26 protein-coding genes are annotated in these 21,855 nt (G+C 39.7%); 7 read left to right on the top strand and 19 right to left on the bottom strand.

What is annotated here, in order from left to right:
- Positions 1–5: 5 nt before the first annotated feature.
- Together MTT29_RS00665 and MTT29_RS00660 are read left to right on the top strand one after the other, a co-directional pair.
- Positions 6–320 carry a helix-hairpin-helix domain-containing protein gene (locus tag MTT29_RS00665; protein WP_103581770.1) on the top strand — a complete coding sequence of 105 codons (315 nt, stop codon included), beginning with the start codon at positions 6–8 and terminating at the stop codon, positions 318–320.
- Between the two features lie 57 nt (positions 321–377).
- Positions 378–1,952, top strand: a complete 1,575-nt coding sequence (locus tag MTT29_RS00660) for a phosphoethanolamine transferase (protein ID WP_107860950.1) — start codon at positions 378–380, stop codon at positions 1,950–1,952.
- 44 nt (positions 1,953–1,996) lie between these two features.
- On the opposite strand, the gene glyS is transcribed toward MTT29_RS00660, so the two are convergent.
- From glyS to MTT29_RS00600, 12 genes are all read right to left on the bottom strand, one after another.
- Complete coding sequence (gene glyS, locus MTT29_RS00655) at positions 1,997–4,015, bottom strand: glycine--tRNA ligase subunit beta (RefSeq protein ID WP_429799458.1); 2,019 nt, start codon at positions 4,013–4,015, stop codon at positions 1,997–1,999.
- Positions 4,012–4,164: a hypothetical protein gene (locus tag MTT29_RS00650; protein WP_180997164.1), complete on the bottom strand. Its 153-nt coding sequence runs from the start codon at positions 4,162–4,164 to the stop codon at positions 4,012–4,014. The genes glyS and MTT29_RS00650 overlap by 4 nt, the downstream gene beginning before the upstream one ends.
- Positions 4,165–4,167: 3 nt before the next feature.
- Positions 4,168–5,550, bottom strand: a complete 1,383-nt coding sequence (locus MTT29_RS00645; RefSeq protein ID WP_429799457.1) for an endonuclease/exonuclease/phosphatase family protein — start codon at positions 5,548–5,550, stop codon at positions 4,168–4,170.
- Positions 5,547–6,026, bottom strand: coding sequence for a tRNA (cytidine(34)-2'-O)-methyltransferase (locus MTT29_RS00640; RefSeq protein ID WP_429799456.1), 480 nt, complete (start codon positions 6,024–6,026; stop codon positions 5,547–5,549). The genes MTT29_RS00645 and MTT29_RS00640 overlap by 4 nt, the downstream gene beginning before the upstream one ends.
- Before the next feature lie 74 nt (positions 6,027–6,100).
- Positions 6,101–7,273, bottom strand: a complete 1,173-nt coding sequence (locus MTT29_RS00635; RefSeq protein WP_429799455.1) for a CCA tRNA nucleotidyltransferase — start codon at positions 7,271–7,273, stop codon at positions 6,101–6,103.
- Positions 7,233–7,640, bottom strand: a complete 408-nt coding sequence (locus tag MTT29_RS00630) for a CiaD-like domain-containing protein (protein ID WP_429799454.1) — start codon at positions 7,638–7,640, stop codon at positions 7,233–7,235. Before MTT29_RS00630 ends, MTT29_RS00635 begins: the two co-directional genes overlap by 41 nt.
- Positions 7,637–7,882 (bottom strand): hypothetical protein, encoded by a 246-nt coding sequence (locus MTT29_RS00625; RefSeq protein ID WP_002941772.1) that lies wholly within the window; start codon positions 7,880–7,882, stop codon positions 7,637–7,639. The genes MTT29_RS00630 and MTT29_RS00625 overlap by 4 nt, the downstream gene beginning before the upstream one ends.
- Positions 7,879–8,946, bottom strand: coding sequence for a 3-isopropylmalate dehydrogenase (gene leuB, locus MTT29_RS00620; RefSeq protein WP_149718852.1), 1,068 nt, complete (start codon positions 8,944–8,946; stop codon positions 7,879–7,881). The genes MTT29_RS00625 and leuB overlap by 4 nt, the downstream gene beginning before the upstream one ends.
- 9 nt (positions 8,947–8,955) lie before the next feature.
- Positions 8,956–9,441: a 3-isopropylmalate dehydratase small subunit gene (locus MTT29_RS00615; RefSeq protein WP_012140000.1), complete on the bottom strand. Its 486-nt coding sequence runs from the start codon at positions 9,439–9,441 to the stop codon at positions 8,956–8,958.
- 98 nt (positions 9,442–9,539) lie between these two features.
- Positions 9,540–10,433, bottom strand: coding sequence for a DUF4299 family protein (locus tag MTT29_RS00610; protein WP_429799453.1), 894 nt, complete (start codon positions 10,431–10,433; stop codon positions 9,540–9,542).
- Positions 10,434–10,451: 18 nt separating this feature from the next.
- Positions 10,452–10,643, bottom strand: coding sequence for a hypothetical protein (locus MTT29_RS00605; protein WP_429799452.1), 192 nt, complete (start codon positions 10,641–10,643; stop codon positions 10,452–10,454).
- 68 nt (positions 10,644–10,711) lie between these two features.
- Positions 10,712–11,311 carry a LysE family translocator gene (locus MTT29_RS00600; RefSeq protein WP_429799451.1) on the bottom strand — a complete coding sequence of 200 codons (600 nt, stop codon included), beginning with the start codon at positions 11,309–11,311 and terminating at the stop codon, positions 10,712–10,714.
- Between the two features lie 122 nt (positions 11,312–11,433).
- Between MTT29_RS00600 and MTT29_RS00595 the strand changes: the two genes are divergently transcribed.
- Positions 11,434–12,090: a hypothetical protein gene (locus tag MTT29_RS00595; RefSeq protein WP_429799450.1), complete on the top strand. Its 657-nt coding sequence runs from the start codon at positions 11,434–11,436 to the stop codon at positions 12,088–12,090.
- A 225-nt stretch (positions 12,091–12,315) separates the two neighbouring features.
- Here MTT29_RS00595 and MTT29_RS00590 read toward each other — a convergent pair whose 3' ends face one another.
- The 5 genes from MTT29_RS00590 to MTT29_RS00570 all read right to left on the bottom strand — a co-directional run bounded on the left by MTT29_RS00590 (position 12,316) and on the right by MTT29_RS00570 (position 15,376).
- Positions 12,316–13,362: a type II asparaginase gene (locus MTT29_RS00590; protein WP_429799449.1), complete on the bottom strand. Its 1,047-nt coding sequence runs from the start codon at positions 13,360–13,362 to the stop codon at positions 12,316–12,318.
- Between the two features lie 85 nt (positions 13,363–13,447).
- Complete coding sequence (locus MTT29_RS00585; protein WP_429799448.1) at positions 13,448–13,783, bottom strand: branched-chain amino acid transporter permease; 336 nt, start codon at positions 13,781–13,783, stop codon at positions 13,448–13,450.
- Positions 13,780–14,442, bottom strand: coding sequence for an AzlC family ABC transporter permease (locus MTT29_RS00580; RefSeq protein WP_429799447.1), 663 nt, complete (start codon positions 14,440–14,442; stop codon positions 13,780–13,782). The genes MTT29_RS00585 and MTT29_RS00580 overlap by 4 nt, the downstream gene beginning before the upstream one ends.
- Positions 14,443–14,537: 95 nt before the next feature.
- Positions 14,538–15,182 (bottom strand): MBL fold metallo-hydrolase, encoded by a 645-nt coding sequence (locus MTT29_RS00575; RefSeq protein WP_429799446.1) that lies wholly within the window; start codon positions 15,180–15,182, stop codon positions 14,538–14,540.
- 23 nt (positions 15,183–15,205) lie between these two features.
- Positions 15,206–15,376, bottom strand: coding sequence for a hypothetical protein (locus MTT29_RS00570; protein WP_429799445.1), 171 nt, complete (start codon positions 15,374–15,376; stop codon positions 15,206–15,208).
- Between the two features lie 169 nt (positions 15,377–15,545).
- Between MTT29_RS00570 and MTT29_RS00565 the strand changes: the two genes are divergently transcribed.
- From MTT29_RS00565 to MTT29_RS00555, 3 genes are all read left to right on the top strand, one after another.
- Entirely contained in the window at positions 15,546–16,505 is a 960-nt protein-coding gene (locus tag MTT29_RS00565; RefSeq protein ID WP_429799444.1) for an SEL1-like repeat protein, read from the top strand.
- A 9-nt stretch (positions 16,506–16,514) separates the two neighbouring features.
- Entirely contained in the window at positions 16,515–16,955 is a 441-nt protein-coding gene (locus MTT29_RS00560; RefSeq protein WP_429799443.1) for a hypothetical protein, read from the top strand.
- Between the two features lie 67 nt (positions 16,956–17,022).
- Entirely contained in the window at positions 17,023–17,766 is a 744-nt protein-coding gene (locus tag MTT29_RS00555; RefSeq protein WP_429799442.1) for a tetratricopeptide repeat protein, read from the top strand.
- A 145-nt stretch (positions 17,767–17,911) separates the two neighbouring features.
- On the opposite strand, the gene flgG is transcribed toward MTT29_RS00555, so the two are convergent.
- Positions 17,912–18,700, bottom strand: coding sequence for a flagellar basal-body rod protein FlgG (flgG, locus tag MTT29_RS00550; protein ID WP_103587128.1), 789 nt, complete (start codon positions 18,698–18,700; stop codon positions 17,912–17,914).
- A 15-nt stretch (positions 18,701–18,715) separates the two neighbouring features.
- On the bottom strand, positions 18,716–19,525 hold the full coding sequence (locus MTT29_RS00545; protein WP_103647669.1) for a flagellar hook-basal body protein: 810 nt from the start codon (positions 19,523–19,525) through the stop codon (positions 18,716–18,718).
- A gap of 149 nt (positions 19,526–19,674) precedes the next feature.
- Here MTT29_RS00545 and rpoD point away from each other — a divergent pair, with 149 nt between their 5' ends.
- A complete protein-coding gene (gene rpoD / locus MTT29_RS00540; RefSeq protein WP_021092252.1) occupies positions 19,675–21,528 on the top strand; it encodes an RNA polymerase sigma factor RpoD in 1,854 nt (617 codons plus the stop codon).
- Positions 21,529–21,855: the final 327 nt, after the last annotated feature.

Here is a 21,855-nt window from a genome sequence, read left to right as displayed (position 1 = left end):
ATAAGATGAAAAGTTTAAAAATTTTACTTTGTCTAGCGCTTGCAGGCCTTGCATACGGCGCTGATCTAAATACAGCTAGCAAGAGCGAGCTAATGAGCCTTGGGCTAAACAAGAGCCAGGCACTAAACGTCATAAAGTATAGAAAAGCTCATAAATTTACAAGTGTCGAGGAGCTTGAGAAGGTTCAAGGCATCGGCTTTAACGACATGCAAAAGGTCAAAGAAAAGCTTAGTGTAAAAGATAGTCAAAAGACGAAAAAAGCTGAGCCTGAAAAGAAGTCAAAAAGCAAGAAGCTAAAAAGCAAGAAAAAGAAAAAATAGTTTTAGTTTAAAAATTTAAATTTTTCAAAAAATGCTTTAAGTGAAAGGAATCTTTAAATGATTAATATCAATAAATTTATAGAAGTAAGTTTTTTTAAATTTTTAACTTTATTTATAATATATATGCTTTTTATAAATCATATATTTTTATATAAGGGCATTTTTCTAGGATTTTTAGAAACAAATTCATTTTCTTTTTCTACCCTATTTTTCGCAATTATGTGCATATTTCTTGCGTCACTTTTTGCAAGCGTATTTTGCATTGTATTTCTGCCTTATTTATTAAAACCCTTTGCTATTTTTGTAATTATTGTTAGCTCGATTTGTTCTTATTTTATGTCAAATTACGGCGTTATCATAAACAAAGAGATGCTACTAAACGTCCTTCATACTGATAATAAAGAAGCTTTTAGCTATTTAAGCATAAATTTAGTATTGTGGTTTGTCTTTGCAACTATTTTGCCATGCATTTATGTTGTTTTCGTAAAAATCAATTATGGTAGTTTTAAAAATAGTCTAAAAATTAGATTAAAGATTATCGCTTTTTCGATCGTTACTATCGCTATTATTTTTTCATTAACTTCAAAAATTTTCATACCATTTTTTAGAGAACACATTTACTTAAAAACGGTCTTACTTCCGTCTTATCCAGTATATTCTGCCATAAAGTTAGCTCAAATTTTGCTTCAAAAACCGCTCCCTTTTACCTACGTGGCAGATGACGCAACGCTTACTAACGATAAAAAGAAAATTTTAGTTTTAATAGTTGGCGAGACACAAAGGAGCAAAAACTACTCATTAAATGGCTACGCTAAAAACGATACAAACAAATTTACCAAGCAAAAAGATGTAGTAAGTTTTACAAATTTCTACTCATGCGGGACTGCCACAGAGACTAGCGTGCCTTGCCTATTTTCAGATTTAAAGCGAAAAAATTTTAGTAACCGCGAGGCTAAAGCTCGTGAAAATTTAGTTGATATCATCAATAAACTTGGCATAAAAACATACTTTTTTGGCAACAATAGTGGCGGCTGCAAGGGCGTTTGCGACAATCTTGATCAAAACCACTCTTCAGATCACAGAGCAGCTGGCTTTGATGAAGTAATATTTGACGAGGCAAAAAAGGTCATAAAAGATGCAAACTCCACTACCTTTATCGTGCTACATTTGCAAGGCTCGCATGGTCCTATCTACTACAAAGGCTACCCAAGCAAATTTAAAGAATTCACCCCAACCTGCGACACTGCCGAGCTAAACAAATGCACGCCAGATGAGATAGCAAACACTTATGACAACACCATTTTATACGAGGACTATCTGCAAAGCGAGCTAATAAACGCCCTTGAAGCAAAAAAAGATAAATTTGAAGTTGCCATGTTCTTTTTCTCAGATCACGGAGAGAGCCTGGGCGAAAATGGCATATATTTACACGGACTGCCTTACTCCATCGCTCCAGACGAGCAAAAGCACATCCCAGCCATCATCTTTTCAAGCGATAGCGAGCTTTTAAAAAGGCTAAAATCTAGAAAAGACGAAAGTCTTTCGCATGATTTTGTCTTTAGCTCAGTGCTTGGATATTTTGGGGTAAAAACTAAGGCTTACGAGCCAGAATTTGATATTTTTAGGGAGTAAATTTAAAAGCCAGCTCAAGTGTAAAACCTGAAGCTGGCACAAATTTAAAAGCTGATCTCTTTTATATCAGCTACTTTTAGTATCTCACTATAAATTTGACCAATGATCGCGACGCGGTTATTTCGCACTTTCTCGTTTTCAACGTTTATCATGACTTTGTCAAAAAACTCATCTATCTGCGGTTTTAGAGCAAATAGCGCTTTTAGCCTTGGCTCGTATGCCAAGCTCTTATCGACCGCTTTAAATGCATCATTTAAAGCCTTTTCAGCATCTATCTCAAAGAGGCTCTCATCGACCTTGCTAAATTTATCATCTTTTATAATGTTTGCAAGGCGCTTAAATGTCGAGAAATTCTCCCTAAAATTTGGCTCACTTGAAATTTTAGCAAGTGCCTCTATCATCTTAGTTAGCTCCAAGATGTCCTTTTCGCCGCTTTTTATGCACGCTTTTACGATAGAAGCGTTTGCGTCAAAGAAGGTGTAGAGCCTATCAAGGATGAAATTTATAAGCACTTCAACGTCAAATTTCTTATACTCTTTTGCGATATCTTCTAAAATTTCTTTTACGTTAAATTTCAAATTATGTGCCAAAACGATCTTTATCGCGCCATTTGCCGCGCGTCTTAGAGCGTATGGATCTTTGGTGCCGCTTGGGATTTTGCCGATGCTAAAGAGCCCCATTAGCGTATCAAGCTTATTTGAAAGTGCCACAACCGAGCTAAAGACCTTGCTTGGGCACTGCGCCTCTTCGCCGTCTGGCAGATACTGCTCTTTTATGGCTAGAACGACGTTTTCGTCCTCATTTTTAGCCTTTGCATAGTAAGCACCCATGATGCCTTGAAGCTCGGTAAATTCATAAACCATCTGCGTTGTAAGATCAGCCTTACTTAGCATCACAGCTCGCTCCAGCTTAGCTCCGTACTCGCCAGCTTCTTTTTTAAGTAGCTCGCCATAGTTGCTAGCAAGTTTTTTAGCCACTTTTAGCTCTCTAAGCTCTTTTTCGTAGATGCTTCCAAGCTCTTTTAGGTAGGTTATATTTTTTAGTTTTTCTGGGCTAAATTCTGCCTTAAGGTCACTTTGCCAAAAGAACATCGCGTCACTTAGCCTTGCTCTTAGCACCTTTTCGTTGCCTTTGATGATGAGCGAATAGTCCTTTGTGATGGCGTTACTAACGACAACAAAGCCATTTGCTAGCTTGCCATCTTTAAAGACTGGGAAGTAGCGCTGATTTTCTTTCATCGATGTGATGATGACCTCGCTTGGCACCTCCAAAAACTCCTCTTCAAACGAGCCAAGAAGCGCTGTTGGATACTCAGTGATCGCCACCACTTCAGCTAGCAAGTCTTTATCGATCTCGATCTTTAGCCCGCTTTTTTGGCTGATCTTTTCAAATTCATCAAGGATTATTTTCTCTCTCTCGTCTGCTTCAAGCACGACACCACGGCTCTTTGAGCCATCAAAATACTCTTTTATACTTGAAATTTTTATCATGTCGTAGCTAACGCTTCTGTGCGGATATGTAGAGTTGCCGCTCTCTACGCCAAATTTGTTAAATTTAATGACCTCATCGCCCAGCAAGCACAAAAACGATCTTATCGGGCGGATAAACTCAAACTCGCCGTTGCCCCAGCGCATAGACTTGCCAAAGCTAAGACTCTTTAAAAACTCCTCAACCATGTCGCCCATTATCTTAGCGACTGGCTCGCCCTTTACCTCTTTTTCGTAGTAAAGCACCTCTTTGCCGTCTATCTCTTTAAATTTAAGCTCGCTCTCGCTTATGCCGCATTTATTTGCAAAGCTAAGTGCAGCCTTTGTAAAAGCTCCGTCTTTTAGCGCCACTTGCTTTGGTGCGCCAATGAAACTAGCCACACTATCTGGCTGAGCCTGCGGGAATTTCTCATGGAAAAAGACCAAACGGCGCGGCGTGTAGTAAAATTTAAACTCACTTTTGATGTTGTATTTTTCAAGTACAGCCTGCCATTTAGCATTGATGTTTGGCAGCTCCCTTAAAAATGGTATCGCTGGAAGCTCCTCGACTCCGATCTCTAGTAACAACTCTTTCATATCTCACTCTTTTTATTAAAATTTTCTCTTTTTTCTCTTATCATCTCTCTTACTCTCTCCTTCTCTTGCGCCTGCAAAATGACGCCTCTTATCATAAATATCACAAACAAAACAAATGCTGCGATCATAAAAATATCTAAAATTTGCACCATCTACTCCACAACGATCTCTTTTTCGTTTTTATAAATTTTCACCCTCGCTCGCTCAAAGCTATACTCGCCATCTTTTAGCCTTTTTTTGCTATAAACTCTGATTTTGCCATGTGGCGTATGCAAGTAGCCACTCTCCAGCTTGCCTGAAATTTTAGCGATCACGTCGCCACTTCTAGCCTCACTTAGTTTTGAGCTATCAAGTAAATTTTCACTCACGCCTTTTGTGTCATGCTCATTTATGATCTCATAAGAGCTCACTTCAAGCGCCTCTTTGTAAAATTTCACTCGTCTAATCAAAATGTCAAGCTCATCGCCCACGCCGGCACTATTTTTAGGATCAAAAACGTAAATTCCACGGCGATTTTTTGAGATGATAAAGCCATGCTTATCTTTTAAGATGACAACAGCTCTTTCAACTAGCACTGGCACATCCTCAGGATGCTCAAAAAGCGTGTCAATGTCAGCTTTTTTATAGTTTTGATCCTCTACTTTTTTAGCTTCTTTTTTTAAATTTTCATTTGATTTAGTAGGACTTGGTTTGGTTGAGATTTTAAATTTAAGCGCAAAGTGGTCTGAATAAAGATCACTCTTTGCAAAGCCATGCTCATCGACAACAAAGCTTGGCTTAAAGACCTCAAAACTGCCATCAACATAGCTTAGATCGCCATTTGCCATAAAGCTAGGCGATAGCAAAACGTGATCAATGGCCCGCTTTTTGCCATGAACTGCATGGGAGTATCTATCTTTTGGGGCGAGAAAGCTATAAAGATCGTAAAATCCACGAGTTGCGATGATATCGTTTAAGATGGATTTTTGCCCATAAGGTGAGTTAAAATCACCCAAAACAATGGCGTTTTGTTCATCAATAAGAGCTGCTCTTAGCGTTCTTTCGGCCTTTTTTTGCATATTTATGCCGTTTTTATAAGCTGGGAAGTGATTAACAAAAACGCTAAATTTCTTACCCTCCACCTCAAAAACGACCTTTAAAATGTTTCTAGTTTTTACATTTGGCACTTCAAAAATTTCACTGCCATTTGGCTTTATTTTTGACACAAGAGCTAGTCCGACTGGAGAGTTTTTTGACTTGCTAAAGGCTATAAATTTATACTCACTGCCATCAACCAAAGCCCTTAAAACCTGCTCGTTTTCAACCTCTTCAAGTGCGATAATGTCGGTATTTATAGCGTCTATGACCTGTTTTGTTCTTTTTAGTTTTAAGCTAGCCGCCTCGCAGTCCCATTTTGAAGTGCCAGATTTAAAGTCAGGATATTCGCTGCCATCATCCTTGCAGTCAAATAAATTTTGCACATTATAAGTTGCGATGCTTATATCGCTTGCAAACGCGACCAAAACGGCAAAAACTAATACAAAAAGCGCTCTCAAACCTTACTCCTAAAGTCAAATTTAGAGATGTTTTGCCTGATCGCCTCATACGCGATGATGCCAGCACTCATGGCTAAATTTAAGCTCCTGCCCTCTTTTCCCATCGGGATTGTTATGGCATTTTTAAAATTTATATCCATAAATTCTCTTGGCAGGCCTGTGCTCTCTCCGCCAAAAAATATAAAATCTCCTGGCTCAAATTTAGCGTCATAGTAAAGCCTATTTGTCTTTGTCGTAGCAAAGAAAAATCGCTCTTTGTGGCTTAAATTTGCCTCCAAAAACTCATCTAGACTCTGCCAAATTTGTGGCTTTAGGATTTTCCAATAATCAAGTCCAGCACGTCTAACAGCCTTTTCGCTCAGATCAAAGACAGTTGGCTTAACGATGTGCAGCTTTAAATTTGCATTTACGCACATTCTACCGATAGCTCCGGTGTTTTGCGGTATCTGAGGATGGACTAGGACTATGTTAAACATAAGTTTTTCTTGCCTTAAAAAGTGTTATAAACTGGCTCATTTTAGCCAAAATGGGCTTTTAAGAGTTTTAAAGATTAAGATTTTCTAAATTTGCGCTTACTAAGATAGCTTAAAATTTCAAGCTCTTGTCTGCGTTTTATCTCAGCCGCTATCATCTCGTTTTTAAAGCCAGCCGCCAAGATCTCTCTCACGTCTATCTTTGGCTCAAATTTACGCTCATAAATTCCAAGCTCTTTTGCACGCTCTATGCGCTCTTTATTATAAGCTCCAAGCCACGATTTTAAGGGCATATTTAGAGCAATTTCTAGTAGCTCTCTATCACTTGGCATTGCTTTAAAAAATGGCTCTTTTAAGATAGAAAAGTAGCTCTTTGGCAGGCGCATTTTTTCTAAAATTTCTTTTGCGTCAAGCTCAAATTTACCAAAAAGCATATACAAAAACAGCCTCTCATCATCTACGAAATTTCTAGCGCTCTTTAGCTCAGACAAAAACTCATTATTTTCACAAATTTGCACGCCAAAAATTTGCTCAAAAAGAGAGAGTGCAAAAAGATAAAACGCCCCTTTTTCAAGATGCTCTGAGCGAAAAAATTTAATGAGCTCGGTATTTATCCTATCCTTACTTAGATGCGCTAGATCAAGCGTTTTCATAAGCTCTAGCGTATCGTCAGCTATGCTAAAACCAAGCCTAGCGCTAAACTGCACGCCACGTAGCACTCTTAGTGGATCTTCTTTAAATTTCTCACTATCGATGTGCCTTAGTGTTTTGCTCTCAAGGTCCTTTTTGCCGCCATGAAAGTCTAAAATTTCGCCGTTAAAGATGTTCATCATCATGGCATTTACCGTAAAATCACGCCTAAGACTTGCAAGACTTGGATCATTTATGTAGCTTACGGCAAAGTCTTTGTGCGAATTTCCCGTCTTGCTCTCGCTTCGTGGCAGGCCAAGGTCGTAGTTTTTGTATTTGTAGATGAAGTAGCTTTTACCAACACCACTAGCCTTTATGCCGGCCATCAGTTCGTCAAATTTGAGAGGCTTTATATCATAAACTTCGATGTCATAATCATAAATTTCTCGCCCCAAAAGTGCATCTCTCACGCAGCCACCTACTAGATAGACGCGCTTGCTAAAAGGGGCAAATAGCGATCTAAAGAAGTCTAGCTCGCTATTTTTGTAGATTTCTATACCAGTTTTTGCCTCAAATTTATTATTTTGAGAGATTTTGTAGTCTATTTTCGATGTTTGCAAGGGTAAATTCTAAAAATTTAGTCGTTAGCTCGAGCCTTTGACTAAGGTCTTGCTCGCTAGTTTGCTTAAGCCCCTCAAAAAGCACTTCGATGCGCTCAGCAAGGTTTGCTAAGAAAATTTCCTCCTCGCTTATCTCCCTGCTCTTTGGCGAAATTTGCGCCACCTTTGGCTCTGGCTCGCTTTGCGCGCTTGTTTCAAGCTCTGCCTCATCGGCCGCCTCTTGCTCTCTAGTCTCCATAGCCAAAAGCTCTTTTTTTAAATTCTCCCTTTCAAGCTCTTCTTGCTTTTTGCTTTGTAGCGCCTCTATCTTCTCAAGCTCGGCGCTAACCTCACTAATAGCCATCCTAGCGATATCATCAAGCTTCATAATCTTATCAACCACCTTTTAAATTCATTTATCTCTTCGTCACTTTTCATCCTGATAAAAAACTCTTTCATCTGCTCATTTTTTATCACGCGCTCTTTGCGAAGTCCACTCAGGCGGTTTATCGCGCTAAGGGCGTCCTTGTTTGACGGGTCTTGTTTTAAGATGTTCTTGTAAATTTCAAGCGCATCATCTTTTAGCCCTTGAGCCTCGTAGATCAGTGCTTCAGTGATTGTGTTTTTCATTTTTTGATAAATCCTGCTATCACGTCGCCTATCTCGCTTGTTGAACAAATTTCAACTGCGTTAAAAGCGGCGATATCTTTTGTCCTATATCCCTTTGCAAGTGCTGTTTTTACGGCATTTTCTATCGCGTCTGCCGCTTCGCTCTCGCCAAATGCGTATCTTAGCATCATCGCTGCACTTAAAATGGTCGCGATCGGATTTGCTATGCCCTGCCCTGCGATGTCTGGAGCTGAGCCGTGAATAGGCTCATAAATTCCCACTTTGCCACCCATGCTAGCACTTGGTAGTAGACCTATCGAGCCACAAACCATGCTCGCTTCGTCGCTTAAAATGTCGCCAAATAAATTTTCAGTCAGTATGACGTCAAAATTTGCAGGCGCTCTTACTAGCTGCATCGCTGCGTTATCGACATACATAAAGCTAAGCTCTACTTCAGGATAGCCTTTTGCCACCTCGCTAGTCACCTCGCGCCAAAGCTGGCTTGTCTCAAGGACATTTGCCTTATCGACCATACAGACCTTTTTCTTGCGAAGCATAGCCGTCTCAAAGGCGATCTTTGCGATGCGCTCGATCTCAAATTTAGTATAGACCATCGTGTTAAAGGCTCTATCTTCGCCTTTTTCACGTGGCTGTCCAAAATAAAGCCCACCAGTTAGCTCACGAACCACGACAAAATCAACTCCTTTTAGCACCTCTGGCTTTAGCGTACTAGCATCCACTAGTTCGTCAAAGATGATGGCTGGGCGTAAATTTGCATAAGCTTCTAGCTCTTTTCTGATCTTTAAAAGCCCGCTTTCTGGCCTTAGGTGTCTTGGCAGGCTGTCCCATTTCTCGCCGCCGATCGCACCAAAGAGCACAGCGTCGCTACTAAGCGCTGAGCTTAGCGTCTCATCTGGCAGTGGCTCGCCAAAAACGTCGTAAGCTGCGCCGCCCATTAGCTTGTAGTCATACTCAAATTTGATACCAAACTCAGCGCTCACGACGTCTAAAACCTTTATCGCCTCATCGATGATCTCAGGGCCGATGCCATCGCCTTTTATAACGCAAATTTTATAGTTTTTCATCGCCGCCCCTTAGTTCATCTTCGCTTTTGCGTACTCGATAAGACCGCCAGCGTTTAAAAGCTCTTGCATAAATGGCGGGATAGCGTTAAATTTATACTCTTTTTTTGTGCTTTCATTTATGATGACGCCGTTATCTACGTCGATCTTTAGCGTGTCGCCCTCGTTTATCTCGTCGGTTTCTTTGATCTCAAGTATCAAAAGCCCTGTGTTAAAGCTATTTCTATAAAAAATTCTCGCAAAGCTCTTTGCCACAACAGCCGCTATGCCAGCCTCTTTTAGCGCTAGTGGGGCGTGCTCTCTTGAGCTACCGCAGCCAAAATTTTCGCCAGCTACGATGATGTCGCCTTTTGCTATTTTTGAGCTAAATTTAGGATCGGCATCTTCCATGATGTGTTTTGCTAGCTCTTTTTCGTCTGAAGTGTTTAAATATCTTGCGGCGATGATGATGTCAGTGTCGATATTATCGCCAAATTTCCAAACTTTGCCTTGTTTCATTTTTAACCTTTAGTTTTGTAAATTTGGGCTGATTTTAACCAAAAGAAGCTAAATAAATAATCAAAAAGCCAAATTTTAAAGCCCCAAAAGCCCTAAATTTAAGCCTTTGTCTTTTGCAAAATTTCTCTCATCTCATCTTCGCTAAGTGGCTCAACAAGCACGTTTGCAGCGTCAATGAAGTGGTATTTCTCTTTTGGTAAATTTGCCATGAAAGCACCGTACTCACACTCATCAAGCACGTGAGCGTCACTATCATCCACGCCCACAACTAGCGTAAGCACCCAGCGTGAGACCTTGCGATCTCCAAGCGCCTCTTGCGCCTGCCACGAAGGAGCTGGAGCATAAGGCAAGATGGTTGGTAAATTTTCACTAAGCGTATATGTGCCAAAGATTTCGTTGCCGTCTTTGTCTTGATAGAGGTGCTCTTTTGCGCTGTATGCATCAAGATACTGCACATGCCTCATCATCTCATCAAATTTAGCCGCAGGGCTGGCACTAGCAAAGATTTCATCTACCATAACCGCGTCAAACGCCACGTCTCGCTCCACGCCAGAGATATAAAGAGTTTGATTTTTCTCTTTTATATCTTTTAACGCTTCAAGCCCCCACATGATGTCAGCCTCGTAGTCAAATTTTAAAATTTGCTCACTATCATAAATTTTTTCGTTGTCGCACTCTATTTTTGAGCCTGTTTGAGCCGATAGCTTTGATAGTAGCTCAAGTGCGATCTGCCAGTCGCCGACGCCACTTGGAGTATAAACACGCACGATATACTCGCCATCTTCGTAGTTTAGCTCAAAGCCACGAACGCTCTTTTGCCACACGCCTGCTATCATCACGTCAGCGCCAAGCTCATTTGCTCCTGGCTCCTCTTGCGCACTGTTAAAAAAGAAAAGCCCCTCTACAAGAGCTGAAATTTCACGCTCGCTTAATGCCTTTGCATATCCGCCAAGCAATTTCTTTTTATTTTTTACACTAAATGTCAAACTCATAAATTCTCCTTTTTTGCTCTAAAATGTCATCACCTGATCGCACTCTCTCACCCACTCGGACAAGATATCCATGTTACCTTTCACCTCAGCCTCAAAATAAGGCTCTCCCACATGCAAACCACACCTTGTTTGGCAGCTACCACAAACCTTTAGCATCGCCACAAGACCCGCATCGTAGTTTTTCTGGCTTTTTGGTGCTATTTCACGCAAGATAAACTGCGCATTTGGTAGTGCAAAGTTGGAAAATTTTAGCCAAATCAGGTAAAAAGGGGATAAATTTATCTAAAAAGTAAAAGCACGCCGATCGTGCAGACGATGACGGCGGTGCAAATTTCAAGTAGTCTTAGGTGCGTTTGTAAAAATTTCTTTAGCATAGCTCCGCCAAGTGCGTAGATATTTAGCGATAAAAACTCGATGAAAACGAGCGTTACGGTGATAACGCACATGCGAACTAGGCTAAATGGAGCGTCTTTATCCAAAAATGTAGGCAGCAAGGCTGAGAAAAATATCCACGCCTTTGGGTTTGAGACGCTAACGATGAAGCCATTTATAAACATCTGCTTTTTGCTTGGCAAATTTGAGACATTTGTGATGCTAAGCTCGCCCTTGCCAAAAAAGAGCATAGCGCCAAGATAGAGCATATAAAGGCCTGCGATGATATTTAGCGCCTTAAATGCGTACTCAAAATGATGCAGCACCGCGCCCACGCCAAGCATACAGCTAAATGAGACAAAAGCAAGTGCTAAAAGCTGCCCAGTCATCACGAAAAATGAGTGCTTGTAGCCAAGGCTCATGCCAACGCTCATCGCATAGGTCATGTTGATGCCTGGCATCATGGAGATCGGGAAAATCGTGACAAAAAAGAGCAAGAAATTCATAAGAGGCCTTGATTTTTTTTGACAAATAGTAAATCAAATTTGATAAGTTTAAAATAAATAATAAAATAATAAATAATGCGCTATATTACAATGCAACATTAACTAACAGACAAGGAATTACAATGGAAAATTTATTAGACAATATAGGCGATTACACGACAGAAATCGTTGAACTAGCCAGCAAAGAAAGTTATGCTCTTATTAAAGCTGCGGCATCCACGCTATATAAGTCAAAAGTAGAGGTAGTTTCACACTTTATGCATAGTTTTATGGATGAAAGATTTAAAATTAGATTACAAGATTTTATACACGAAGAAGAGCGGTCGAGTGATAGAAGTAAGAAAAAATTTTATGAAGATATAGACAATAACAATATAAATATTCTTTTTGATTTATTAGAAAAGGCTAGAACCACAACCTATGATTTACATGCAAAAATATTGGCAAAATTATACGGTAGATTATTCCAAAACGGCAAACTTGATTATTACGAACATGCATTGCTTGCCAACATAAACTCTTTAAGCGACTTGGACTTTATGTATTTTTATAATTTAGTAAAAAATAAACCAAAAAGTCCGCTTATGACAAGTGACGACTGCGAATATATTGCAATTAATAAATTCATACAAATAGGTATTTTATCAAAAAGCGGTTTAACTCATTTAGGCGGTGATGGAAATGGTAAGTTGCCAATAGATTTTCAAATAAATGATTTTTCCAAGAATCTGTTTGAAACGTTAGAGTTAATAATGCCATCTTGCAATATACAAAAATAATTTACTAATTATTTCGCAAGATCAGCCTTACAGTCGTTTTAGGCAAATTTTAGCAGGACTGGCATAAAAATCCTAATCTTAAGCTAAAATTTTGAAAAAATTATCACCGTAAGGCCGCAAGAAAAAAGGAAATTGCAAAAAAAGACAGTGGGTAGTAAATTTAACAAACCCACTAGAATAACAAACAAAGCAGATATCTTGAGATATCTGCCAAAATATAAAATTTTAGTGAGTTAAGAAAAACTCTTGAATTTTAGCCTTATCGCTTGTTTTTGTAAGAGCAAGCATCAAAAGCACTCTAGCTTTTTGAGCGTTTAGGTTATCGCTTGTTAAAAAGCCGTATTTTGCGTCATCAACTTCGCCATTCATAGTTGTCTCGCCACTTCCCACACGTGAGTCACGAACTACCACTACGCCAGCTTTTGAAGCCTCACCAAGAGCCTCTAACACGCTAAAGTAAGGGTTACCATTGCCTAGACCAGCGCTAACGATGCCTTTTGTGCCGTTTTTGACAGCTACATTTACAAAGTCAGGGTTGTCATTTGCGTGAGAGTAGATGATATCAACTCTTGGAAGCTCTTTTACGCCAGTTAGGTCAAAAGCTGAGCTTGCTGTGTGTTTTCTGATTGGGTTCATATAGTATTTTACGTTGCCATAAAAGACTGTGCCGATCTTGCCGCTGTTTGGTGATTTAAATGTATCAACGCCTGTTGTGTTAGTTTTTGTAACCTCTCTAGCTGCGTGAATTTCGTCATTCATAGTAACCACAACGCCCTTGCCTACGCTATCTTTGCTGATAGCTACATTTACAGCGTTAAATAAATTTAGTGGGCCGTCTGCGCTTAGTGAGCCACTATTTCTCATCGCACCTACAAGCACAACTGGCTTGTCACTTTTAACGACTAAATTTAAGAAGTAAGCTGTCTCTTCCATAGTGTCTGTGCCGTGAGTAACGACGATACCATCAGCTTTGCCGCTGTTTAGAAGCTCATTTATTCTATTTGCAAGCTTAAGCCAAACTTCGTTATTCATATCTTGTGAGCCGATATTTGAAATTTGCTCGCCTTTTATGGTAGCGATCTTGTTGATATCTGGCACGGCTGCTATTAGTTTATCGACCGTAACAGTTCCAGAAGTATAGCTTGAATCAAGCGAACCTGAGCCGCTTCCAGCTATCGTTCCACCAGTAGCTAGGATGTAGATGGTTGGCTTTGCAACCGCTAAAGTAGCACCTAAAATCATGAGTAACACCGCCTTAAAGATTAAACGCATTTTAACTCCTTTGCATTAAAATTTGCTAGAGCATTATAACGTCATATATTTAAAAAATTTATTAATTTTTAAAATTTATATTTATTTAAAAAATTCTTATCAAAAGCATATAAATTCCAGTTGAAACGACTATGCTAAGAAGGGCATTTTTGAATTTAAAATGCACCAAAACAGCTGTAAATACCGCCACTATCTCGCTTAAGCCATATGGAAACTCGCTAAATTTCGTATCTTTTAGCCCGTAGCAGACCAAAACGACCATTATCATCACGCCCATGTGCTTCTCAATAGCGTCCAAATAAGGGTTTGGCTTATAGTTTCTTAACGCATAAAATGGCGTCGCCCTCGTGATAAAAGTAGCTAGGGCGCTTAAAAGCACCGCCACAAAAAGCACCATCTCGCTTGAGCTTACACTTATCAAATTTTATCCTTAAACAAAAGCAAAAATATAAAACAAAGCGCCATCGAGTCAACAAGCACAAATTTAGCTGGAAACAGGCTTACTCCAAGCACGCCAAAAAGCGCTGCCGCAAAGAGCACGCGGTAGTTTTTATCATTTTTAAACATCTCGATGACAACCACTATAAAAAGCGAGGTCAAACTAAACTCAAGCCCCTTTGTATCGGCCTTTATAAGATCACCAAGTATCGCTCCAAGCAGCGTTCCAGCCGCCCAGTAAGACCAAGCAAGTAAATTTAGCCAGGCAAAGACAAAACTTCGCTCACTTGCATCCTTTAGCCCTAAATTTTTAAATATCGCAAAGGTCTCATCTGTTAGTAGCGCGATGTTTAAAAGCCTAAATTTGATCCCGCTATACTCTTTTAAAAGTGAAATTCCATAAAAAGTGTGGCGCAAATTTACAAGGTAGCTCACGACAAAGACCTCAACATAGCTCGTGCCGACGCTAAAGAGCGAGAGCATCATAAACTGCGCTGCGCCGCCGTATGCTAGCGTGCTAAGCGCCACAGCGATAAATGCGCTAACGCCCATGCTTTTTGCCAGCACGCCAAAGGCGACACCAAGCGGGAAATAGCCCATAAAGATAGGAATAGATAGTTTAAAAACGTAGTTAAATGTCAAATTTTACCTTCATAAAAAAGCCGAAATGTTAGCAAAAATTTAAAAATTTTAGGATAAAGGCTAGAAATTCTAGCCTTGTAGGGTAAAATTTGAGATTAAAATTTGATGATCTCGCCGTCATTTGGGATAGTGATCTTGCTCTCTATACCTTCTTTTTTAACAAATTCACGAAGATCCTTACGGCTTACACTTGTGTGATTTACGGCGTCCATATGCACTGCGATGATAGTCACGCCATTAAGAACTTTTGCAGCGTGAGCTACGTCGGCTTTGCCCATTATGATACCGTTGTCAGGAAATGCTAGCACGCGAGCGTCACCCGTATTCATCACGACTACACTAGGATTAAATTTGTTTAGAGCCTTATTTACGTCCGCAGTCCAAAGTGTATCGCCCATGACGTAAAGCGTTTTATGCCCCTTTGCTTCAAACACTACGCCCATCGCATCGCCCAAAATAGCACCAAGCTGCTTGTTTTCATACATCTCTGCTGTGCCGTGAGCGCCGCCTGCTTTATATAGTTTCACTCCTTTAAATTCAGCCGATTCGTCTAGCACTCTTACGTCTTTAAAGCCTTGCTTTTTGATTAGCGCCGCATCATCGTTATGCTGAGCAAAGATAACGATATTTTTAGGTAAAATTTCAGCCGCGACCTCATCCCAGTGATCAGGATGCGTGTGCGTAACGATGATCGCATCGACGCCCTTATACACCTCTTTTGCATCCATAGGAAGTTCCATCAAAGGATTTCTAAGGTGTGAGTTTAGCGTCCCCTCAAAGCCAGGATATTTACCCTTTGGTGCAAGAAAAAGTTCACTCCCGCATAGTTTATCTTTGCGGTAGCGTTTCTGATATGCTGAAAGCTGTCTTGTGCGTTTGCCACGCCAAAGCCCAAAAATATGGCGATTAAAAATAAAATTTTGTTTATTTTCATTATTTCTCCTTATAAAATTTACTAGCTCAAAATACCAAAAAAAGATAAAAATATATTTAAAAGAGTTAAATTTAAAGAATAGATTTTGTTCTTATAAATTTAATGACCTTTTCGCATTTTAAAACTAAATTTTATAAAATAACAACAAAAATTTATAAAGAAAATTTATATGAAAAAGATAGTTTTACTAATATTTTTAACACTAAATTTAATAGCTTTAACAACAAATCCAAATATCAAAATCCCTCAAGCAAATAGCTGTAATATCGAGGATAACTGCATTGATTTTAGCCGCAGATACAGCGAGGATGAGTATAAAAGGCTATTTGGAATTTATAAAAGTGAGTGCGAGGTTAAAAATTTAGATGCATGCATCTATCTGGCTGAGTTTTATAAAAAAGGGCTTGGCGTAAAAAAAGACGTGACAAAATCACTAGAAATTCTTAACAAAACTTGCGATGAAAATAACAAATTTGCCTGCCACAACCTTGGTGTTGAGTATCAAGAGATGAAAGATCACAAAATGGCTTTAGATGCTTTTAAAAAAGGCTGCGATCTAGCTTTTATACAAAGCTGTTTTAACGTCGCAGTTTTATATAATAACGGCGGCGGCGTAAAAAGAGACTACAAAAAGGCAAGCAAAATTTACAAAGAAGTTTGCGAGCAAAATTTCTATGAAGGATGCTACAATCTAGCAGTTTTATACCACAACACGCCTGGCGTAAAGCGCGACTACAAAGAAGCGGTAAAGCTTTACAAAAAGGCTTGTGATAGCGACTTTAGCATATCTTGCTACAACCTAGCGAGCTTATATCAAGAGCAAAAAGAGTATGAAAAGGCCAGTAAGCTCTATTTTAAAGCTTGCAAGCTTGACTTTGCCGATGCTTGCAATAACCTAGCCAGCCTTTACGACGACGCTCTTGGCGTAGAAAAAGATGATGAAGTGGCGTTTAGATATTACAACAAGGCATGCAGGCTAGATAGCGCAAGTGGGTGCAAACATCTTGCATACTTTTACTATCATGGTATAGGGACAAAAAAGAATAAAAAGCTGGCAAAAGAAGAGCTTAAAAAAGCTTGCAAGCTAGGCCTTAAAGAGGCTTGCGAGATAGTTAGAGATTTTCACTAAAGAGCATTTATGAAAAAGCTAATTTTTTCTTTATCTCTCTTTTTGCTTCTAAATGCAGAAAATTTAGACGAGATGTGCCAAAGCGAGGGTGAGATAAGAGCAAATTTAACGAGCTGTTACAAGGCTGCTACAAAAATTTATAACTCTTCAAGCGATGATAAAGATTTCAAAAAGCTAAAAGAGATATTTTTACTAGCTTGCGAAAATGATATGAAAGAGGGTTGCTACAGCGCTGCGCTCAACTACCAAAATAGCTACAATGACGTTGATAGCGAGCTTAATCAAACTATCATATTAAATAGATACGCAAGATTTCTTAACTACGCGCTTTTAGATAACGGCAAAAAAGAGGATAAAACGACTGCCAAAAGCTACTTTCAAAGATCATGCGAGCTAGGCTTTAAAAAGGGCTGCGATATGAGAAATTTATTAGAGAAGTTTGGGTATTAAATTTGATATTTACTATAAATTTAAAGCTTTTTATCTAAACTTATTTAAATTTTTAAAAAGGTAGGCAATGAAAAAGACTTTCTTATTTTTAACCTCTGCGGTGCTTTTGTGGGGCGCAAATTTAGAACATAAAGAGCTTGAGTCTCGGTGCGAAAACAAAGAGGCTAAAAGCTGCTTTGAACTTGGTAATAAATATCAAGAGAGCAAAAGCTACCAAAAAGCGGGCGAGTTTTACAAAAAAGCTTGCGAGTTAAAACACGCAAGTGCTTGCAGTAGCGTGGGCGTGCTCTACGACATGGACTACATAAAAGATGTAAATAACAAAAATACAGCCAAATTTTACCAAAAGGGCTGCGAGCTAAACGACGGCTTTGGCTGCGCAAGGCTCGGCTTTGTCTATACGCTAGATAAAAACTATCAAAAGTCAAAAGAGCTGTTTTTAAGAGCTTGCGAGCTAAACGACGGCGACGGATACTACGGCCTTGGACTTTTATACTATGACGGAAATGGCGTAAAGCAAGACGCCAAAAAGGCAAAAGAGCTCTTTGAAAAGAGCTGCGACCTAGACGCTCCAGCAGGCTGCAATAGCCTTGGCATGATGCTTCATAGCGGAAAATATGTAGAAAAAGATCAAAAAAGAGCTAGCAAACTCTTTATAAAAGCTTGCGAAATGGGCTTTGGAGATGGTTGTCACAACCTTGGGGTTATTTATTATGAAACAGAAGGAGATAAAAATTTAGCTAAAAAGTACTTTGGCAAGTCCTGCGAGCTAGGTAACGACGAAGACTGCCAAATTTACAATGGCTTATAAATTTAGCTTGGATTACCAAACTAAATTTAATGCACCTGCCCTTTTGGACCCTTGCTCTTTGGAGTTTTATGTGAAAAGTAAAAAACATCAAGCGTAAAAGCAACGAGTATAAGTCCAACAATAGCCAAAGTCGCGTCCATATTACCTACCTTTTAAGTCCATTTACTATCTCTAACATCGAATCACTCGTAGTTATCGCCTTTGAGTTCGCCTCGTATGCGCGCTGACCAGTGATAAGATCAGTCATCTCTTCAACAAGTTGCACGTTACTCATCTCGACAAAGCCTTGTCTAATGGTGCCAAGTCCGTCGAGGCCTGCTACACCTACCACCACGTCGCCGCTAGCGCTTGTTTGGAGGTAGTTATTATCGCCCATTGAGTGAAGACCGGCTGGGTTTATGAAATTTGCTAGCTCGATCTGACCTATCTGAGCCATGTTTGTTTCGCCAGCTTGTAAAACTGAGACGGTGCCGTCTGTGCCTATTGAAATTTGCGTAGCATTTGCAGGGACGGTGATCTGAGGGATGAGCTGGTAGCCGTCGCTATTTACGATCGTGCCGTTTGCGTCAAGCTTAAATGCGCCGTTTCTAGTGTAAGCCGTCGTGCCATCAGGGAGTTGAATTTGAAAAAAGCCGTTGCCAGCTATGACCATATCTAGGTTGTTGCTAGTCTCTTTAAAATAGCCCTGAGAGAAAATTTTATTTATCGCTGTTGGGCGCACGCCAAGACCTACTTCGATGCCTGTCGGGCTTGTAGTAGTCTGGCTCGTAGCTGTGCCTGCGTACTCCATGACTTGATACATAAGATCAGCAAATTCAGCCCTATTTTTCTTATATCCATAGGTATTTACGTTTGCGATGTTGTGTGAGGTTACGTCTATCTGCGTCTGCTCGGCGATCATGCCAGTGGCCGCAGTGTAAAGTGATCTCATCATAGTTTTATCCTTTTATTAAGCTTTTAGGGCTAGTTTTTGAACAGCATCTTGGTTAAGGTCAGTCATGTGGCTTGTCATAACCTTTTGATACATATCAACTAAGCGTTGGGTTTCTATTAGACCCACCATTTCTAAGACTGGATTTACATTTGACATCTGAGCGTAGCCTTGCATAACGCTATCAGCCTCGTCAAGCTCGGTTATGTCGTCAAAATTTCTCGTTTCAAAGAGATTGTCGCCGACCTTTTTTAGATCTCTTATCTCTCTTGGCTGAGCGATATAAAATTTAGAAAATTGATTGTTATTTGAGTATAAATTTCCATTTTTATCAACCGTCAAAACCTCGCCTTGTGGCACTTGGATGCCTCTTTGGCCAGGATTTTGCGCTTCATAGCCACTTGGCAGCACCCTATAACCCTCTTTTGTGACGATATATCCGTCGCCGTCAAGGCTAAAAGAGCCATTTTTGCTTAGTTTTACGCCATTTGGAGTATCGACTAAGAAAAAAGCATCGTCTCTTTTTATCGCAAAGTCAAGCGTGTTTGAGCTGTATTTAAAGCCACCAGCGCTAAAGTCGGTGTATTCTTCGCTCACTTGTGGCACGCGATCAAGCGTTCTATTTAGAAATTTCGCTCCATCTTTTGTATGATTTTTAAGTGGAAGCTCATCTTGCGTCTCTTTAAAAATTCTTGCAAAGTCACCTATGACTACGTCGTTTCGCTTGTAGCCGATCGTATTTACATTTGCAAGGTTGTTTGAGATGACATTTAGTCTGTTAAACTGCGTTACCATGCCAGCAGTGGCTTGATAATAACCATTTTGCATAAATTTTCCTAATCAAAATTTGATTTTTATAGCTACTAAGCAATCATCGTTCCAACTTTCTTTTTATACATATTTAAAAAATTTTGGGTATAATCCATTTTCTTTTAACCAACACTTAAATCACAATGATACGATTTGAAAGGAATTTTATGAGCGCCGCAAAAGACTCTTTTTCTCAGATAGAAGAGCTTTTTGTTGAAAATGCAAAAGGCTTTTTGACATACGAAAAATTAGTAAAGTTATTAGACAAAGCTCCGACGGCTACGATAGTAAAAAAGATAGAACAACTAGCAAAAACAAACAAAGTTCAGCTCATCACATCTGCTGAAGCTGCAAAGCTTAGAAATTTAGCTGACGCCAAAAAACGTCAAGAAAATGCTCAAAAAAGCGACCAAGATATCGACGAGGATCTCGATCTTTCAGGCGAGAGCGACCTTTTAGAGTGGTCAAGATCAGATAGTCCAGTAAGGATGTATCTAAGAGAGATGGGTCAGATCGCGCTTCTTACAAAAGAAGAAGAGGTGGAGATCAGCAAGAGGATCGAGCTTGGCGAGGATATCATCATCGACGCATTTTGCTCGGTGCCGTTTTTGATCGATTTCATACTTGACTATAAAGAGCCACTTATCAACAGAGAACGCCGTGTAAAAGAGCTCTTTAAAAGCTTTGAAGATGAGAGCGAAAACGAAAATGAAGATGGCGAAGAGGATATAGATGAAGAGGATGAGGAGAACGAAGAGAACGAAACTCCTAAAAAATCAGCCAAAAACGACAAACGTGCAGAAAAAGTTATAGAGAGCTTTAAAGCCCTTGAAAAGGCTAAAAAAGAGTGGTTAAAGACCGCAAACAAGCAAGATAAAGTAGAAAGCGACGACACAGCTTCAAAGATGACGCTTGCATTTAAAAAGAAAATTTTAAAAGAGAAGCTGATGGATCTTGGTCCAACAAGTAAGCTAATCAGCGAGATCGTAAAATCAATGGAGACAGCTCTGAAAAGCGACGATGAATTTGACAGAGAGCTAAAACGCTTGGAGTATCGCTTGCCGATGTTTAGCGACGAGCTAAAGAAAAATCACAAAAGCATCTTAAAAGATATCATTAAGCTTAGCAAAGAAGAGATCGCAGCCCGCGTGCCAGAGGCTACGATGGTCTCAACATACGTCGAGATTAAAAAGCTTTTTACGACAAAAGAGGCGAGCAAACAAGGCTTTGACCTTGAGCCAGCAAGACTAAAAGAAATTTTAGAGCAGATCAAACGTGGAAAGAAAATTTCAGACGAAGCAAAAGCTAGAATGGCCAAGTCAAATTTACGTCTAGTCGTAAGTATCGCAAAACGCTATACAAACAGGGGCTTGCCGTTTTTAGATCTCATCCAAGAGGGCAACATCGGCCTTATGAAGGCGGTTGATAAATTTGAATATAGAAAAGGCTATAAATTTTCAACCTACGCCACATGGTGGATCCGCCAGGCCATCTCGCGCGCGATCGCTGATCAGGCAAGGACGATCAGGATACCTATCCACATGATAGAGACGATCAATCGTATCAACAAAATCAACCGCAAATACCTCCAAGAAGAGGGAAAAGAGCCTGACGTAAGCGTCATCGCAAAAGAGGTCGGACTAAGCGTTGATAAGGTAAAACAGGTGATCAAGATCACAAAAGAGCCTATCAGCCTTGAAGCTCCTATCGCAAACGAAGAGGACGGTAAATTTGGAGATTTTGTTGAAGACAAAACTTCGCTATCACCAATAGATCAAATTTTAAAAAGTGACCTTAGAGAGCAGATCGACGATGTGCTTTCACAGCTAAATGAGCGTGAAAAGGCAGTTATTTCGATGAGATTTGGCTTGCTTGAAGATGAGAGCGACCGCACACTTGAAGAGATTGGCAAGGCGCTAAACGTCACTCGTGAGCGCGTCCGCCAGATAGAAAGCTCGGCCATCAAAAAACTAAAACACCCAAAAGTTGGTAGAAAACTCAAAAACTACATCGAGGGCTAACAAGCCCTGCCCTTTTGGGCGTCCGCATCTAAATTCTTTAAATTTCTGAAATTTACTTTCTAGTCTATAATTAAGTTATTTTCGCGGCCAAAGTGCGAAAAAACCAGTAAGAAATTTAATGTTTTGTATGTCTTGCCCTACTTTGGTGTATATGGTCTTGTTTGGACGGCTTTTCTTTGAAAAAATTTATAGCATCTATACACAAAAATTGTTTTAAACATTGCATATAACTCTCATCTAAAAGAATAATTAACTTAACCTTCGTTTTGAGGGCACGCTTGCTATAAAATTTAAAACGAGAAATATCAAATTTTTGATTTGAACATA

It is taken from the genome of Campylobacter concisus (assembly GCF_050447485.1).
Lineage (GTDB): Bacteria > Campylobacterota > Campylobacteria > Campylobacterales > Campylobacteraceae > Campylobacter_A > Campylobacter_A concisus_BQ.
This window is presented reverse-complemented; position numbering and strand designations above follow the sequence as displayed.

Coding starts and splice junctions, on each gene's coding strand:
- MTT29_RS00555 (WP_429799442.1), top strand. CDS start 17,023: ATGAAAAAGACTTTCTTATTTTTAACCTCTGCGGTGCTTTTGTGGGGC.
- MTT29_RS00640 (WP_429799456.1), bottom strand. CDS start 6,026: ATGTTTAACATAGTCCTAGTCCATCCTCAGATACCGCAAAACACCGGA.
- MTT29_RS00660 (WP_107860950.1), top strand. CDS start 378: ATGATTAATATCAATAAATTTATAGAAGTAAGTTTTTTTAAATTTTTA.
- MTT29_RS00570 (WP_429799445.1), bottom strand. CDS start 15,376: ATGAAAATAAACAAAATTTTATTTTTAATCGCCATATTTTTGGGCTTT.
- MTT29_RS00595 (WP_429799450.1), top strand. CDS start 11,434: ATGGAAAATTTATTAGACAATATAGGCGATTACACGACAGAAATCGTT.
- flgG (WP_103587128.1), bottom strand. CDS start 18,700: ATGATGAGATCACTTTACACTGCGGCCACTGGCATGATCGCCGAGCAG.
- MTT29_RS00565 (WP_429799444.1), top strand. CDS start 15,546: ATGAAAAAGATAGTTTTACTAATATTTTTAACACTAAATTTAATAGCT.
- MTT29_RS00575 (WP_429799446.1), bottom strand. CDS start 15,182: ATGGAACTTCCTATGGATGCAAAAGAGGTGTATAAGGGCGTCGATGCG.
- rpoD (WP_021092252.1), top strand. CDS start 19,675: ATGAGCGCCGCAAAAGACTCTTTTTCTCAGATAGAAGAGCTTTTTGTT.
- glyS (WP_429799458.1), bottom strand. CDS start 4,015: ATGAAAGAGTTGTTACTAGAGATCGGAGTCGAGGAGCTTCCAGCGATA.
- MTT29_RS00590 (WP_429799449.1), bottom strand. CDS start 13,362: ATGCGTTTAATCTTTAAGGCGGTGTTACTCATGATTTTAGGTGCTACT.
- leuB (WP_149718852.1), bottom strand. CDS start 8,946: ATGAAAAACTATAAAATTTGCGTTATAAAAGGCGATGGCATCGGCCCT.
- MTT29_RS00610 (WP_429799453.1), bottom strand. CDS start 10,433: ATGAGTTTGACATTTAGTGTAAAAAATAAAAAGAAATTGCTTGGCGGA.
- MTT29_RS00625 (WP_002941772.1), bottom strand. CDS start 7,882: ATGAAAAACACAATCACTGAAGCACTGATCTACGAGGCTCAAGGGCTA.
- MTT29_RS00560 (WP_429799443.1), top strand. CDS start 16,515: ATGAAAAAGCTAATTTTTTCTTTATCTCTCTTTTTGCTTCTAAATGCA.
- MTT29_RS00600 (WP_429799451.1), bottom strand. CDS start 11,311: ATGAATTTCTTGCTCTTTTTTGTCACGATTTTCCCGATCTCCATGATG.
- MTT29_RS00545 (WP_103647669.1), bottom strand. CDS start 19,525: ATGCAAAATGGTTATTATCAAGCCACTGCTGGCATGGTAACGCAGTTT.
- MTT29_RS00615 (WP_012140000.1), bottom strand. CDS start 9,441: ATGAAACAAGGCAAAGTTTGGAAATTTGGCGATAATATCGACACTGAC.
- MTT29_RS00630 (WP_429799454.1), bottom strand. CDS start 7,640: ATGAAGCTTGATGATATCGCTAGGATGGCTATTAGTGAGGTTAGCGCC.
- MTT29_RS00665 (WP_103581770.1), top strand. CDS start 6: ATGAAAAGTTTAAAAATTTTACTTTGTCTAGCGCTTGCAGGCCTTGCA.